At 63.3% G+C, this 14903-nt stretch carries 12 protein-coding genes; 5 read left to right on the forward strand and 7 right to left on the reverse strand.

Translation table 11 applies throughout. The annotated features are described in order from the left end of the window. The first annotated feature begins 350 nt into the window (after positions 1 to 350). The 5 genes from ACYQ2T_RS08870 to mnmG all read left to right on the forward strand — a co-directional run bounded on the left by ACYQ2T_RS08870 (position 351) and on the right by mnmG (position 6905). Positions 351 to 1685 carry an amidohydrolase gene (locus ACYQ2T_RS08870; RefSeq protein WP_459900015.1) on the forward strand — a complete coding sequence of 445 codons (1335 nt, stop codon included), beginning with the start codon at positions 351 to 353 and terminating at the stop codon, positions 1683 to 1685. Continuing rightward, positions 1682 to 3085, forward strand: coding sequence for an amidohydrolase (locus ACYQ2T_RS08875; RefSeq protein ID WP_459900016.1), 1404 nt, complete (start codon positions 1682 to 1684; stop codon positions 3083 to 3085). The genes ACYQ2T_RS08870 and ACYQ2T_RS08875 overlap by 4 nt, the downstream gene beginning before the upstream one ends. 98 nt (positions 3086 to 3183) lie before the next feature. Beyond that, on the forward strand, positions 3184 to 3471 hold the full coding sequence (locus ACYQ2T_RS08880) for a PxxKW family cysteine-rich protein (protein ID WP_404845115.1): 288 nt from the start codon (positions 3184 to 3186) through the stop codon (positions 3469 to 3471). A gap of 240 nt (positions 3472 to 3711) precedes the next feature. After that, on the forward strand, positions 3712 to 4938 hold the full coding sequence (locus ACYQ2T_RS08885; protein WP_459900017.1) for a M20 family metallo-hydrolase: 1227 nt from the start codon (positions 3712 to 3714) through the stop codon (positions 4936 to 4938). A 92-nt stretch (positions 4939 to 5030) separates the two neighbouring features. After that, on the forward strand, positions 5031 to 6905 hold the full coding sequence (gene mnmG / locus ACYQ2T_RS08890; protein WP_459900018.1) for a tRNA uridine-5-carboxymethylaminomethyl(34) synthesis enzyme MnmG: 1875 nt from the start codon (positions 5031 to 5033) through the stop codon (positions 6903 to 6905). A gap of 418 nt (positions 6906 to 7323) precedes the next feature. Here mnmG and ACYQ2T_RS08895 read toward each other — a convergent pair whose 3' ends face one another. The 7 genes from ACYQ2T_RS08895 to ACYQ2T_RS08925 all read right to left on the reverse strand — a co-directional run bounded on the left by ACYQ2T_RS08895 (position 7324) and on the right by ACYQ2T_RS08925 (position 14804). Further along, the gene (locus tag ACYQ2T_RS08895) at positions 7324 to 9330 is read right to left on the reverse strand and encodes a monovalent cation:proton antiporter family protein (protein WP_459900019.1); all 2007 of its coding nucleotides are present in this window, start codon (positions 9328 to 9330) and stop codon (positions 7324 to 7326) included. A 272-nt stretch (positions 9331 to 9602) separates the two neighbouring features. Continuing rightward, a complete protein-coding gene (locus ACYQ2T_RS08900; RefSeq protein ID WP_459900020.1) occupies positions 9603 to 10865 on the reverse strand; it encodes a tetratricopeptide repeat protein in 1263 nt (420 codons plus the stop codon). Between the two features lie 9 nt (positions 10866 to 10874). Beyond that, positions 10875 to 11558 (reverse strand): energy transducer TonB, encoded by a 684-nt coding sequence (locus tag ACYQ2T_RS08905; RefSeq protein ID WP_459900101.1) that lies wholly within the window; start codon positions 11556 to 11558, stop codon positions 10875 to 10877. Continuing rightward, positions 11558 to 11971, reverse strand: a complete 414-nt coding sequence (locus tag ACYQ2T_RS08910) for an ExbD/TolR family protein (RefSeq protein ID WP_459900021.1) — start codon at positions 11969 to 11971, stop codon at positions 11558 to 11560. Before ACYQ2T_RS08910 ends, ACYQ2T_RS08905 begins: the two co-directional genes overlap by 1 nt. Continuing rightward, positions 11968 to 12552 carry a MotA/TolQ/ExbB proton channel family protein gene (locus tag ACYQ2T_RS08915; RefSeq protein ID WP_459900022.1) on the reverse strand — a complete coding sequence of 195 codons (585 nt, stop codon included), beginning with the start codon at positions 12550 to 12552 and terminating at the stop codon, positions 11968 to 11970. The genes ACYQ2T_RS08910 and ACYQ2T_RS08915 overlap by 4 nt, the downstream gene beginning before the upstream one ends. Then, on the reverse strand, positions 12549 to 14039 hold the full coding sequence (locus ACYQ2T_RS08920; RefSeq protein ID WP_459900023.1) for a MotA/TolQ/ExbB proton channel family protein: 1491 nt from the start codon (positions 14037 to 14039) through the stop codon (positions 12549 to 12551). Before ACYQ2T_RS08920 ends, ACYQ2T_RS08915 begins: the two co-directional genes overlap by 4 nt. Beyond that, positions 14040 to 14804, reverse strand: coding sequence for a DUF3450 domain-containing protein (locus ACYQ2T_RS08925; RefSeq protein ID WP_459900024.1), 765 nt, complete (start codon positions 14802 to 14804; stop codon positions 14040 to 14042). Positions 14805 to 14903: the final 99 nt, after the last annotated feature.

The raw sequence follows: 14903 nt of genomic DNA on the forward strand, positions 1-14903 counted from the left end.
ACTCCATATCACGCCGCTTCCACCTACCCTAATTCACCCCGACCGGACTGTTTTAGTCGGGTATGTCTTCTCACCATTCTCTACCCGGTAGCCCGGGCAAAGGTGACATAAACGGCCTTCCCGCTGCGCATGTTTCCCTGTTTGGGGGCGGAGCCACCCCGGCACAAACGCCGGGAGGGAGCACCAAGGCAGTATGCCATATCTCGAGCCGCTTTGCCGCAATTTTTCGCCGCGCCCACAGCCCCCGCCAGCGCCAAACATGCTCCGCCGCCTTGCAGGGACCACGGGCTTGCCGTACAACTTCTCCTTTGAACACAACGCTTCATCGCTCATGCGAAAGGAGTAGCCCTATGCATACATGCGATACCCTCGTCCGCGCCGACTGGATTGTGACGCAAAACGACACCCGCGACGTCATCCAGGACGGCGCGGTGGCCATACAGGGCGGCGTCATTGCCGCCGTCGGTCCGTTCGCGGATATTTCCGCCAACTGGTCCGCCCCGGAGACCATCGACCTTGGCCCCAACCTGCTGCTGCCCGGCCTTGTCAATGCCCACACCCACGCACCCATGACGCTGATGCGCGGCCTTGCCGACGACCTGCCGCTCATGCAGTGGCTGACGGATCACATCTTCCCCGTGGAGCAAAAGCTGACGCCCGAGCTTGTCCGCCTGAGCGCCCTGCTCGGCTGCTGCGAGATGCTGCGCACCGGCACAACCTGCTTTTATGATATGTACCTCATGGAGGAGGCCGTTGCCGACGCCGTCCGCGAAACAGGCATGCGGGCGCGCATTGGCGAGGTGATTTTCTCCTTCCCCACTCCGGCCTACGCTGATGAGAACGCCGCCTTTGACGTGGTTCGCCGCATGCACGCCGCCAGCGCGGACACCCCGCGCATCCGCACCGCCGTCATGCCGCATGCGCTGTACACCACCTCGCCGCAGCTGCTTACCCGCGCCCACGAGCTGGCGCAGGAGCTGGGCATCCCGCTGCATATCCACCTCGCGGAGACGGAAACGGAAACCGCCCAGAGTCTGGAAAAATTCGGCAAGCGCCCCGTGGCCTACCTCGACAGCCTCGGCCTGCTGACTCCAACCACCCTCGCCGCGCACTGCGTGGACCTCACCGATGACGAGGTCGCCACCCTCGCGCGCACTGGCACCCATGTGGCGCACAATCCCGAAAGCAACATGAAGCTGGCCAGCGGCATCGCCCGCGTCCGCGACATGCAGGCGGCTGGCGTCAGCCTCGGCCTCGGCACGGACGGCGCATGCAGCAACAATAATCTGGACATGTTCGCGGAGATGGCCTCCTGCGCCATGCTGCAAAAGGTCGCCACCCTCGACCCCACAGCCGCCCCGGCCCAGCAGGTGCTGGACATGGCAACGCGCGGCGGCGCGGCCTGTCTGCAGTGGGAGGAAATCGGCAGCATTGCTCCGGGCAAGGCCGCGGACCTCACCGCCCTCGACCTTGACCAGCCCGGCCTGATGCCCATTTACAACCCCATTTCCCACGCGGTGTACGCCGCGGGCGGTGGCGACGTGCGCTTCACCATGGTGGACGGCCACGTTCTGTACCGCGACGGCGCGTTCCTCACCGTGGATTACCCCGCCCTGTGCGCGGAAGTGCGCGACGCCGCCGAGTGGATTCGCAAGCAGACCGGAGCGGAGGCCGCCAGCAAATGAGCACGCTCCCCCACGCGGATACCATCATCCGGGCAGGAATCCTCGTCACGCAGGACGCTGACCGCCGCGTCATAGAGGACGCAGGCATCGCCATTTCCGGCGGCGATATCGTTGCCGTGGACCATTGGTCCGCCATCAGCGACGCCTTTGCCCCCAACATGGACGCCGCGCTCACCCCGCACGAGGCGCTGCGTCCGCAGCAGGCAGACGCACCACGCGTCATCGACCTGTCGCGGCACATGGTGCTCCCCGGCCTCATCAACTGCCACACCCACGCGGCCATGACGGCCTTTCGCGGCCTCGCCGACGACCAGCCCCTTATGGTCTGGCTGCAGGAACACATTTGGCCTATGGAAAAGGGCCTGACGCCGCAGCTCGTGCATGCCGGGTCCATCGTGGCCTGCGCCGAGATGCTGCGCACCGGCACCACCTGCTTTGCGGATATGTATATGCTGGAGAGCGAAACAGCCCGCGCCGCCCAGCAGATGGGCATCCGCGCCATGCTTGGCGAGGGGATTCTCGGCTTTCCCACCCGCTCCTACGACACGCCGCAACAGGCCATTGAGCTGACCGCCGCCCTGCGCGACGCCGTGGCGGAGACGGACACCATCCGCGTCTGCATGCCGCCCCACGGCGTCTACACCACCAGCGAGGACATCCTGAAGGACACCTTCCGCGCCGCCGAGGCCATGGACATGCCGTGGATGATTCACCTCAGCGAAAGCGCCGACGAATGCGCACAGTCCCTTGAGATGTATGGCAAGCGCCCCGTGGCGGTTGCGGATGATGCGGGGTGCCTGTCGCCGCGCAGCGTGCTCGTGCACTGTGTGGACCTGACCGACGGCGAGATAGAACGCATCGCCGCATCCGGGGCCAGTGTGGCGCACAATCCGCGCAGCAACATGAAGCTGGCCAGCGGCATTGCCCGCGTGCGCGACCTGCTCGCCGCCGGGGTCAACGTGTGCCTTGGTACCGACGGCGCGGCCAGCAACAACAGCCTGAACCTCTTCCGAGAAATGACGGCCTGCGCCATGCTGGGCAAGGTTTCCAGCGGCGACCCAACTGCCGTTCCAGCCGCGGCAGTGCTGGACGCAGCCACCGTCAACGGGGCCCGCGCCCTGGGCTGGGAAGGCCTCGGCAGCATCTGTGAAGGAAATATCGCAGATATTGTTGCACTTTCGCTCGACGAACCAGCCCTTTGTCCTGTATACAACCCAATCTCACACGCCGTGTACGCGGCAGGAGGGCACGACGTCGCCCTAACCATGGTTGGCGGCCGCGTCCTCTATGCGGACGGCACATTCGCCAACATCACCACCGAGGAACTCCGCGCCAACGCGCGAAGGTTGTCGGAGTGGGTGGATACGGCCCGTAGTGGAAAACCCCATTCTGGGGCTTGACAAATACGCCCATATCAATAAATACTCACCCGCTTTCGAGAGACAGCCAAGGAAACACTTCCCGTTTCCGGGTCGTATTTAGAGAGGAGAAATATTTCATGGCCAAAAAACATCGCAAGACCATCATCGACGACGCCGTCATGACTGACGAAGGCCTCACCTACAACGGTGTTGCCCTGCAGCAGGTTGTCGAAAAGTGTGAAGGGTGCGACCGTGTCGTGGCTCACGAGTCTGGCAACTACTGCACCACCTACGCCCAGCCCGAACTGAAGTGGCACAGCGGCGTTTGTAACTTTGCTACCCATGTCCGCGCTGAGAAGGACAAGGCCGGCAAGGTCAAAGTTAACCCCCTCAAGGCCTCCAAGCGCGCCGCCAAAGGTCGCTAGTCGGCATTTGACGAGGAATCAAAAGGGCGGGCCGAAAGGTCCGCCCTTTTCCGTTGAGGCCTACGCCACGCCAGCGCACGCCGCATCCACCCTGCGCCCTTCTCGCCACCACGTGGCCCCACCCCTTTTTACTGGCGGCCCACGGCGATTCGCGGTACCCACATTCCGTAGACGCGGCGCACAGCTTGGGGCACGCCCCTGCCAGCGCTCTTTCGCCTCCTCTCACCCAACGGAGCACTCATGAAGAACCAAATTTTTACATACATCGACTCCCAGCGCGACGCCCTGCTTGACCTGCAGCGCAAGCTGGTCGCCATCCCCGCCCTTGGCCCGGACAACGACGGCCCCGGCGAAAAGGCCAAGACCGACTTCCTCATGGAGTACATGCGCGAAATCGGGCTGGAGAACATCACCGAACTCAGCGCCCCGGACGAGCGCGCCGAAGCGGGCTACCGCCCCAACATCGCCGCCATCATCCCCGGCGCAAACCCGGACCGCACGCTGTGGATTATCGGCCACACGGACATCGTGCCCCCCGGCGACGAAAGCCTGTGGGACGGCGACCCCTACACCCTGCGCGTTGAGGACGACCTGATGTACGGCCGCGGCGTGGAGGACGACCACGCAGGCATCGTCCCCAGCCTCATCCTTGCCAAGGCCATCCTCGAAACCGGCGCCACGCCGGACGTCAACCTCGGCATCATGCTGGTGGCGGACGAGGAAACCGGCAGCAAGTACGGCCTCGGCTACATTGCCGAGCACCACGCAGACATCTTCGGCAAGGACGACCTCATCGTTGTGCCCGACATGGGCGCCCCGGACTCCACGCAGATTGAGGTAGCCGAAAAGTCTTCCATGTGGGTGAAGGTTTCCGTCATCGGCAAGCAGTGCCACGCGTCCACCCCGCTGGAAGGCGTCAACTCCCTCATCGCCGCGTCGGACTTCATCACCCGCGTGCATGAGCTGTACGACATGTTCCCCGACAACGACGACCTGTTCGAGCCGTCGGTCTCCACCTTCGAGCCGACCAAGAAGGACGCCAACGTCCCCAATATCAATACCATTCCCGGCAAGGACGTCTTCTACATCGACGCACGCATCCTGCCGCACTACGACCTTGACGACGTCATGAGCGCCATCAAGGACATGGGTGCGGATATCGAAATGGAGCACGGCGTACGCTGCGAATACGACATCCTGCAGGGTGAGCAGGCCGCTCCCGCCACAAGCGAAAACGCCTTCGTGGTCAAGAAGCTGGCCGAAGCCGTCAAGGCCGTCTACGGCGTGGAAGCCCGCCCCGTAGGCGTTGGCGGCGGCACCGTGGCCGCATTCCTGCGCCGCTCCGGTCTGGACGCCGTGGTGTGGTCCACGCAGGAATCCAACGCGCACCAGCCCAACGAGCGCGCCCGCGTCTCCCACCAGCTGGGCGATGCCAAAGTCTACGCGGAGATGCTGTTCTCCGAATAACCCATGACTTCACGCGGCGCACGCGCGCCACACCAGTCAACAATCCATCGCCGCCGCGCGCCCAGACGGGTGCGCGGCGGCTGGTTCAAAGCATGAAAGCACCTTTCCCCGATCTTTTCGACATCATCATCGTCGGCGCAGGACACGCCGGTTGCGAGGCCGCTCACGCCAGTGCCCGCCTCGGCATGAAGACCCTCCTGCTCACCATCAATGTGGACCGCATCGGCCATCTGTCCTGCAATCCCGCCATCGGCGGCCTTGCCAAGGGACACATGGTCCGCGAAATAGACGCCCTTGGCGGACGCATGGGCGTTTGGGCCGACAAGGCGGGCATCCAGTTCCGCGTGCTCAACACCAGAAAAGGCCCCGCCGTCCGCGCCTCCCGCGCGCAAATCGACCGCGACCGCTACATCAAGGCTGTGCAGGAAGACCTGTTCAATCTGGACAACCTGTGGATTTTTCAGGACATGGCCGCCGAAGTGCTCACGCAGGACGGCCGCGCCACAGGCGTGCGCACCGGCCTTGGCGAGTGCTTCCGCGCCCGCAGCGTACTGCTGACCACCGGAACCTTCCTCCACGGGCTTATCCACATCGGGGAACGCAACTTCAGCGGCGGCCGCCTTGGCGACCCCGCCTCCTCCGGCCTGTCCGAGAATCTCCGCCACCTTGGCTTTGAGCTCGGACGCCTCAAAACAGGCACCACCCCGCGCCTGCTGGCCGACAGCTGCGACTTTTCCAAGATGGACATTCAGCCCGGCGACAATCCGCCGCGCCCGTTCAGCTTTCACGAGCCGTTCACGCCCCTCACGCAGCTGCCCTGCCACGTCACGTGGACCAACGACGCCACGCACGAGGCCATTCGCGGCGGCTTTGACCGCTCGCCCATGTTCACCGGCGTCATCAAGGGCACCGGAGCGCGCTACTGCCCGTCCATCGAGGACAAGGTCGCCCGCTTCCCCGAAAAGAACCGGCATCAGATTTTTGTGGAGCCAGAAGGACTGGACAGCCCCGAGGTCTACCCCAACGGCATACCCACCTCCCTGCCGCTGGACATTCAAAAGGCCATGATTGCCACCATTCCCGGCCTGGAGAACGCGCAAATCGTCCGCCCCGGCTACGCCATCGAGTACGATTTCTGCCCGCCCACGCAGCTGGACCCAACCCTGCAGGCCAAGGTTCTGCCCGGTCTGTGGCTGGCAGGCCAAATCAACGGCACCTCCGGCTACGAGGAAGCCGCCGCGCAGGGCCTGTGGGCCGCGCTCAACATTTTCAGCGCGCAAAACGGCCTGCCGCCCTTCCTCCCCGGTCGCGACAAGGCCTACATGGCCGTGCTCGTTGACGACCTTGTCACCAAGGGCACCAACGAGCCGTACCGCATGTTTACCTCCCGCGCCGAGCACCGTCTGCTGCTGCGCGAGGATAACGCCGATGCCCGCCTCACCGAGATGGGCCGCGCCCTCGGCCTCGTCCGCGACGACCATTGGCAGATTTACGCCGCCAAGCAGACCGCCATCACCGAGACACTCAGCGCCCTGCGGACCATCCGCATCCGGCCAGACGCCGCCACGCGCGACGCCCTTGCCGCCATTGGCGCCGCCGCCCCCGGAAAGTCCGTCATGCTTGCCGATGTGCTCCGCCAGCCCGCCGTCAGCATCGACGCTCTCGCCGTCTTCCACGAGGCCATCGCAGACACGCCCGCCGACGCCCTCAAGGAAGCCGAGACCATCATCAAGTACGAAGGCTACCTCAAGCGCCAAGAACAACTCGTAGAGCGCTTCCACCACCTCGAAGACGTCTCCCTGCCCGCCGACCTCGACTACACCACCGTCGCCGGGCTTACCCGAGAAGTCGTTGAAAAACTCACCGAAATCAAACCGCTCACCCTCGGGCAGGCCAGCCGCATCTCCGGCATCACCCCCGCCGCCATCGCCTGCCTTGAAGTGCACCTGAAAAAACTGGGGCTGTAAGCCCACAGTGGCGGCTTGGCATAACGCCATTACAAAGGCCCCCCTGATTGCTCAGGGGGCCTTTGTTTGCCTCCGGCGGCTTAAGCAAATAATTTCCTTAAGAATCCTTACAACTTAGGAAACCGGAAGCCGGTTTCCTAAGAAAGGGTGTATGAGGTTAGGGCGTAAGGTTGCCCCGCTTACATACGTCACCCAACCCTTTTTGGGGCTGGCTTCCAGGCCCAAAACCTCGGGATTCTTAAGGGCCCACGGCCCTTAAGCCTGCGGAGCACCTCTTTCCTCCACCCCCGTTTTCCCACGTCACCCAACCCTTTTTGGGGCTGGCTTCCAGGCCCAAAAACCTCGGGATTCTTAAGGGCCCATGGCCCTTAAGCCTGCGGAGCACCTCTTCACTCTTCCTCTTTGCCTTCCTCTGCCCCTAGGCCGTCGCCACAGGCGTATCCTGCATGTCCTCGTGTGTTGTGCCGGGCATGCAGTAGTGGTTGCGGAAGGCGGCGAGCTGGGGGCCGCTTCCGATGACGGCGACCACGTCCCCGGGGGCGAAGTGCAGGGTCGGTTCGGGGTTGACGTGCAGGGTGTCGTCCCGAATGTAGGCGAGGATAGAGGCCCCGGTCTGCGCGCGGATGTCGGCCTCGGCGAGGGACGTCTTGAGCAGCGGCGAGCCGTCCTCGACCTGCACCCACGAGAGATCGAACAGCCTGTTGGAAAGGCGCAAACTGCCGGGGACGATGGCTTCAGCGTCGTCATCGGTAAAGGGCGCGTAGACGTCCTTGTGAATGGCGTCGGTCAGCCGGATGATTTCGTCGGCGGGAATGCGCAGCTGCATAAAGGCCTGCCGGATGAATTCAAGACTGGCCTCAAGGCTCGGCTCAACGACCATGTCGACGTCGCAGCGCGAAAGCTCCTTGATTTGGTCGCGCCCATCGGAGCGGCCAATGATGACAATGTCATCCCTCAGGCTGCGGGCAAGGCGCACCACCTCGCGCGCGACGGACGGCGCGGGGGTGGTGACGAGGATGATGCTGGCACTCTCCACACGTGCGGCCTCCAAAACCACCTCGTGCGCGGCGTCGCCGTAGATAACGGGATGCCCGGCGCGGCTGAGGCTCTCCATATTGTGATAGTCGGCCTCAACCACCACGTACTTGTGCCCAAAGCGCGCCAAAATGTCGGCCACAAAGCCGCCGATGTTATCGCCGCCCACCACCACAACATGCCCGCGCAGGGCGCTGTCCGGAATGTTGACGGTCTGCAGGGTCGGCATGCGGAAGAGACGCTGCTTAAGACGATACAGCGGCGCGGTGAGCTTGGAGAGCACGGGGGTAAGCATCATGCTGACCACGGCGGTGGGCAGAATGACGGAATACTGCTCGCGGCTGAATGCCCCGGCGGCAACGCCCGCGTTGGCGATGAGGAAGGACAGCTCACCAATCTGCGACATGCCAAGGCTGGTGGCCAGCGGGATGACGTTGCCGTAGCGGAAAACACGCGTCAGTATGGCAAAGATGAGCCCCTTGCCCACGATGACGCAGCCAAGCAGCAGCAGGATTGTGCCGTATTCCTCCACAAGGGCGTTGGGGTCAAGCAGCATGCCGATGGAGGCAAAAAAGAGCAGGCCGAAGATATCGCGCAGGGGGAGCACGTTGATCAGGGTCTGCTCGGCGTATTCGGATTCACTCAGCATGAGGCCCGCCACAAAGGCGCCAAAGGCGAAGGACAGCCCGGTCAGATACGTCACATACCCGATGCCGAGGCCAAGGGCGCACACCGTCAGCAAAAACAGCTCGCGCGAGCCGCACTTGGCAACGCGGCGCATCAGCGGCGGGATAACGTAGCGTCCGATGATGACCATACCCGCAAGGAACACCACGGCCTTGCCGATGGCAAAGCCAAGGGTGCCAAGCTCCTGCCCCAGATTGCCGAGCTTGGGCAAAATGATGAGCAGCGGCACAAGGGCGAGGTCCTGCACAATGAGCATGCCAATCATCACACGGCTGGACAGCGTGCCCAGCAGGTCCTGACTTTCAAGGGTCTTGAGCACAACCATGGTGCTGGACAGCGAAATAACGCCGCCAAGCCACAGCGAGGGCGTGACCTCCCAGCCCAGCATCTGCCCGACGCCAAGGCCAAGAAACACGCAGATAATAATCTGAATGGGCGTCCCCAAAAGCGCAACCATGCGCACAGGACGCAGCTCCTTGAACGAAAACTCAATGCCGAGGACAAAGAGCAACAGCGCCACGCCGATTTCGGCCAGCAACTCTATCTCGTGCACGGTGGATACGGTCCAGCCCCCGGTGAAGGGCCCAAGAACAATACCCGCCGCAATATAGCCGAGGATGAGAGGAAGTCCGATGCGCCGCGCAATAATGGCGCACAGCAGCGAAGTAACAACGATGACGATAAGGTCAGAGGCAATGCCCATGGCCGCAACACTCCACATCCAATACCACCACACCCGCGCAGGAAGCTCCCGCGCGGCATGCGGCTTTGGACTGCTTGAAATTACAGGAAAAAGGACCCAGCGAATCACCCGAAGAATACCGGGTTTTCACCCCTCACTCAAGGGAAGAACGTTTTTTGCGCCGCATATCGCCGCGCAGTGACGAAAATGGCCCACCGGCTGAAACAACCGGCGGGCCACATATGTGTGATGATACCGCGCGAAGGCGCGGACGGACGAAGACGGGAGAGGCGTTAGCTGGGACTGGCCCCTGCCTTGGCTTTTGTTGCGTTGCTGGAAACGGGACGGTCCTGCTGTGCGGTCTGCGTGGCTTTGGTGGCCGCGGCTTCGGCCTCGCGCTCCGCTTCGACCAAGGCGTCAAGGGACGCAATGGCGTTCTGCGCATGACGCTTGAACTTCCGGCACTTGCCCGCCGCGCAGAAATGGCGGCGCGCGGCGTTCCAGTTGCGGCGGTCCCACTCCAGCAGGCCAAGGAGATAACTGGCCTGCCCCGTCTCTTCACCAAGGGCCACGGCCCTGCCAAGGGCGTCCTGTGCGGCGTCCATATTACGCTCCTTGTACAGAATGCGGCCCAGCCACAGCCAACGGTGGGCTGTCGGCTCCTGCGCAATGGCGCGCTCCAGCGCCTTGGCGGCCTCGGCGCGGCGGCCGGCCATCATATAGGTGCGGGCCATGCGCTCGCACACCTTGGCGGACGGCGCTTCGGTAAAGGACTTCTCAAGGGCCTTGGTGGCCAGCAGCGGCGCGCCAACGTACGCATATAGCTGCGAGAGCGTCTCTCGCTCCGAATCCGAAGGCGCTTTGAGGCGATAGGCGATTTCCAGCGCGGCGGCGGCGTCCTTGTAGTGCGAACGCTCGGAACGGACGGACGCGAGCAGTTTCCAATAGTCGGCCTGCTCCGGACGCGCCCGCAAAAAGCGCAGTAGCGTGGCTTCCGCCTCGGTCCAGCGCTTTTGGGAGACGAGGCAATGCGCGTACAGCTTCACCCACCCGGCCTTCACCTTGGGCTGGGCCAGCAGGCCCTCCAGCACGGTGGCCGCGCGGGAGAATTTCTCCGCATTGTAGTAGCAGGCCGCGGCGTGATACCGCCAGCCGTGGCGTGGCTTCTCGCTGGCATCGGCCGCGCGCAGGAAAAGGTCCCCCGCATCGACGAAGCGCTCCTGATGGTAGCGCACCACACCAAGGTTCAGCGCAATGTCCGGGCTGTCCGGTTCACGCTGCAGGGCGTCCTCGTAGACGCGGGCGGCCTCGGCCATTTTGTCATGGCGCATAAGCCAATTGCCGTAGAGCAGGCTCCCGTAGGGATGCGGGTTCTTGGACGAGGTAACGTACTCCGCCAAAACCTCACCGGCGCGGGCATCCTCGCCGCGCTCCTCCAGCTGCCGGGCCTGATGTAAAACGCGCCCCGCCGCAGGCGAAAGCGGCCGGGACCACTCCGCCCACGCCGGGCACGCCGTCACCACGGTGAGTATAAGTGCCAAAAGACAACTTCGCATGACGTTTCCCTACTTGCTGAAGGTCAGCTTCTGATTGACGTACCAGCGTACTGGCCTGCCGTTTTTGGTTCCGGGCTTAAAGCGCCAGCGCAGCAGTGTTTTGCGGACGGTCTCGGCAAAGACCTCCACATTCTTGCCGCCAAGGATTTGCACCTTGCTTACATGGCCCTTTTCATCCACGAACATCTTGGCCAGCACGTGTCCGGTCACGCCGCGGCGCTCCGCCTGAAATGGATACGGCGGTTGCACCTTAAAGAGCACGCGGGGTGTGTCGTCCAGCTCGCCAATGGTCAGCGACCCACCAGCCGAAGACGGGGCCGGAGCCGCCGCAACAGCGGGCTGGGACGGCGCGGGAACGGCCATGCCGTCAACAAGGTTCGGATTAATGTCCAGCTCCGCAAGGGGGATATCAATATCCAGCTGCGGCTGGGGCATGTCCGGCGTGTCCATTTCCGGCTGGGGCATGGTTTCCGTGAACTCCTGCGGGGTGATTTCGTCCTCGGGGCTGATCTTCTCCTGCGAGTCGCGCTGCTCATGCTCCGGCAGGCTGGACAGGCGCACCGCGCCCATCATCTCCGGCAGCGGCTCCGGCATTTCCGGAGCCGCCACCAAAAGCGGCAAAACGAACAGGACAAGGTTCACGCCAAGGGTAAACACACCGCCCAGCGCCCACCAGAGGTACCGTCTGCGCATCACTGCGGCCTCCGGGCGGCCACGCTGACGTTTTTCACACCTGCCTCACGGCAAGCGTCCAGTACCTGAATGAGTATGCCGCTCTCCGCGTGGGCGTCTGCGGCAACCATCACCGCGCCCTCCGGAGTTTCGGCCAGAAACTGCTCCATCCACGGGCGCACGGAGCGGATGTCGATGCTGCGGCCATCCAGCCACACAACGCCTGTGGCGTCCACACCAACCATCACGCTCACGTTTTCCTTTTTCTGCGCGGTGTTGGCCACCGGACGCTCCACGTCCACCCCGGACTCCTTCACGAAACTGGTCGTCACGATGAAGAAGATGAGCAGGATGAACACCATGTCGATAAGCGGCGTCATATTGATTTCAGACGACTTGCGCCGCTGTTTGCGATACGGCGAATATGCACTCATGCCGTGCTTCCTCCCGAAACGATGCGCTCCACTCTGCCAAGGAACAATTCCATCCGCCGCCGGAGCTTAATGGCCAGACGGTACAAAAGGCCGCCCGCCACCATGCCCGGCACAGCCACCATCAGCCCACTCTGCGTGGTGATGAGCGCCTGTGAGATGCCTCCGGCGAGGCCCTTGGCGTTTCCGGTGCCAAACTCGGCAATGACGTCAAAGGTATCAATCATACCGGACACCGTGCCCAAAAGACCCAGCAGCGGCGCAACGGCGGCCAGCACGATGATGGTGGGTATGCCCTTCTCCGCGCGTCCGGCGTGGCGGTCCACCAGCACCTTGGCAAGCTCGGTGTCCAATTCCTCGCGTCCGGAGCGGCTGCGCATGTAGTCGTGGGCGATGGCCTTGTGCCAGCCGTTGCCCTTGCGCTTCACCACATCCACCGCCGCATGGTTCTGGCGCAGCAGAACATACAGCTCCCGCGCCTTGAGGAAGATGAGCCACCACATCACGCACGACAGCGCCACAATGGGCAGCATCACGAACCCACCATCCATCAGATGGTTCCACAGTCCGCTGCCTGAGATCATTTGTCGCTCCCGGAGGAGACAAGACGCGCCACAAGGGTCGTGCCCTTCTCTTCCATGTCCGCCACAATGCGGTCTACCTTGCGTTCAAGGAAGTGATGGATAAGCGTCAGCGGCACGGCCACGGCAAGGCCAAGCTGTGTGGTGATAAGCGCCTCGGAGATGCCGCCGGACATCATGCGCGGGTCGCCCGCGCCAAACACGGTGATGACGCGGAAGGTATCAATCATACCCGTCACAGTACCAAGCAGACCAAGCAGCGGCGCAACTGCGGCCAAAATGCTCATGGTGGGGAGGAAACGCTCCAGCTTCGGCAGTTCCTGAAGGATGGCTTCCTGCAGGCCCTTTTCCATGCTCACCAGCGTGCCGCCGGAGTGCAGGATAACGTGGCTGAGTACGCGGCATGTGGGCGTACTGCCCTTGGTGCCAAGGCACGAGGCGCATTTTTCAAGGTCGCCGCGTCCGGCCCAGACAAAGGCTTTATTCATGCGGCATTCCGGGCACACGCGGATGCGCCACAACGTCCAGAAGCGTTCCCCCGCCAGCAGCAGCCCAATGACGCCGGCCAGCAGGATGGGCCACACCAAGAGACCGCCATTGCGCAGGCTGGTCACAAGGCCGTTGTCCTTCTGGAAGCGCCGGAACACTTCGCCGCCGCTGAAATCAAGGGGCGCGTCGGCGCGCTCGCCATCAGCGAATTCCTCAACGGCGTTAACAGCGCCATTCAGGTCGCCGACCACAGCCTCCAGCACGCCGCCCGGAGCGGGACGCAAATACCCGGCGCCGTCCTTGCCCACATACCCGGCGCACAGCGCGCCAAAGCGGACGATGGTGCCGGACTGTTCACTGCCGTCGGCGCTGACCCAGGTTCCTGGGTGCTTCACCACCTCGCCGGAGGCTTTCATTTCGTTCATGGCAACGCCAGCCAGCGAGCGGATACCGTCCAGACCGGGGAAGCGGTCCGTATCCAGCAGCGCATTCAGCGTGGCAAGGCGTTCGGGATACTCGGGCGTCACGGGGCTGTTGAGGGCCCGCTCGCGCATTTGGCGCGCCGCGCCGCGAACCGTACCCTCAAGGAGCTTCATCTCCTCGCGGCGGTCGGCAAGAAGGCGGCGGGCCTCGGCCTCGGTCTTGACGGAAGTTTTGAACTGGCTGACGCGCTCTTCGTACTCGCGCTTCATGCGCTTTCGTTCGGCGCGCTTGGCCTTCAGTTCCTGCAGGAGTGCGGCGCGTTCCTCACGGATGGAGCGCTTGGTACGGCGCGCTTCGGTGCGCGCGCCATCGCGCAGGCCTTCCACGCCCTGCACGGTCTTTTTCCATGCGGTGGACGGCGCGCCCTCTTCCGCCGCGGCCTGCTGGGCCATGGCAGAGCCGGGAAGGGCCAGCACCGCGCACAGCGCCGCGCACACGGCAAGGCTGACTATGCGGGACAAGGCAGAGCATGCGCGGTCAGTGCGGCGCGCCTGCACGGTGGAATATACAGCGGACATCTACTCCACCTCCTTCACAGGCAGGGCGACCAACTCGGTAAAGCGCTTCTGCTTCACCATGTCGCGCAGGTGCGCCACGGAGCGCACGTAAGCACCGGGCAGAGTGACGTAGCGTCCCTGCTCTTCATTATAGCGTCCGGCGGTTTCGCCGTCGGGCGTCAGGCAATACAGGCCAAGGCGTCCGGCGCGGACCACAGTCACGTGCGAGGGCGTGCCGTCAAGGTCCACCGTCTCGGTCGTGACTTCGGCGCTTTGGCCGTAAGCGGCCTCTACTTCCAGCGCCTCAAGGATGCGGCGAAGCTTTTCGCCAAGGGGCAGTTCATGATCGTCCAGCGAGGACTGCAAGAACGCCACGCGGCGGGAGCGCTCCTCCTGCAAAAATGGCAGGTCCTGCTTCACGAAGGCCGTGACCGTTTCCACCAGTTCGTACAGGTAGGGCTCCAGTTCCTTTTCCATGCGGTCCAGCTCACGCCGGGTGCGTTCCAGACGGTCAATCTTGGTCTGCAACTCATCAACATAGCCGGAATATTTCTTTTCCTGAAAGGTGTACCACAGTGTCTCGTTGTCGAGGTGGCGCATTTCCTCCAGCATGGCAGAACGCTCGGCCAGCCAGCGCTCATTCTCCTTTTGCGCCGCCACCTCGGTGCCAATGGCGTCCTTGACCAACCCCTCGGCGTCGTGCTGCGCCATGGCCGGGGCGCCGCCCCAAACCAGTGCGGCGCAGCAAACAGCCGCCAACCACAAGCCTCTTCCGTGTTGTTTCATACTGTATTCCTTCATTCTCTACTGGATGCCGTACAAATTCATACCCTCACTCCCGTCCCCGCGCAATGTGGCTTTCGCAATGATTTCACTGCATTTATG

The organism is Desulfobaculum senezii, assembly GCF_054657395.1.

Bases quoted from the DNA above. Each gene is read 5' to 3' on its own strand.
- ACYQ2T_RS08870 (WP_459900015.1), top strand. From the start codon at position 351: ATGCATACATGCGATACCCTCGTCCGCGCCGACTGGATTGTGACGCAA.
- ACYQ2T_RS08875 (WP_459900016.1), top strand. From the start codon at position 1,682: ATGAGCACGCTCCCCCACGCGGATACCATCATCCGGGCAGGAATCCTC.
- ACYQ2T_RS08880 (WP_404845115.1), top strand. From the start codon at position 3,184: ATGGCCAAAAAACATCGCAAGACCATCATCGACGACGCCGTCATGACT.
- ACYQ2T_RS08885 (WP_459900017.1), top strand. From the start codon at position 3,712: ATGAAGAACCAAATTTTTACATACATCGACTCCCAGCGCGACGCCCTG.
- mnmG (WP_459900018.1), top strand. From the start codon at position 5,031: ATGAAAGCACCTTTCCCCGATCTTTTCGACATCATCATCGTCGGCGCA.
- ACYQ2T_RS08895 (WP_459900019.1), bottom strand. From the start codon at position 9,330: ATGGGCATTGCCTCTGACCTTATCGTCATCGTTGTTACTTCGCTGCTG.
- ACYQ2T_RS08900 (WP_459900020.1), bottom strand. From the start codon at position 10,865: ATGCGAAGTTGTCTTTTGGCACTTATACTCACCGTGGTGACGGCGTGC.
- ACYQ2T_RS08905 (WP_459900101.1), bottom strand. From the start codon at position 11,558: ATGCGCAGACGGTACCTCTGGTGGGCGCTGGGCGGTGTGTTTACCCTT.
- ACYQ2T_RS08910 (WP_459900021.1), bottom strand. From the start codon at position 11,971: ATGAGTGCATATTCGCCGTATCGCAAACAGCGGCGCAAGTCGTCTGAA.
- ACYQ2T_RS08915 (WP_459900022.1), bottom strand. From the start codon at position 12,552: ATGATCTCAGGCAGCGGACTGTGGAACCATCTGATGGATGGTGGGTTC.
- ACYQ2T_RS08920 (WP_459900023.1), bottom strand. From the start codon at position 14,039: ATGTCCGCTGTATATTCCACCGTGCAGGCGCGCCGCACTGACCGCGCA.
- ACYQ2T_RS08925 (WP_459900024.1), bottom strand. From the start codon at position 14,804: ATGAAACAACACGGAAGAGGCTTGTGGTTGGCGGCTGTTTGCTGCGCC.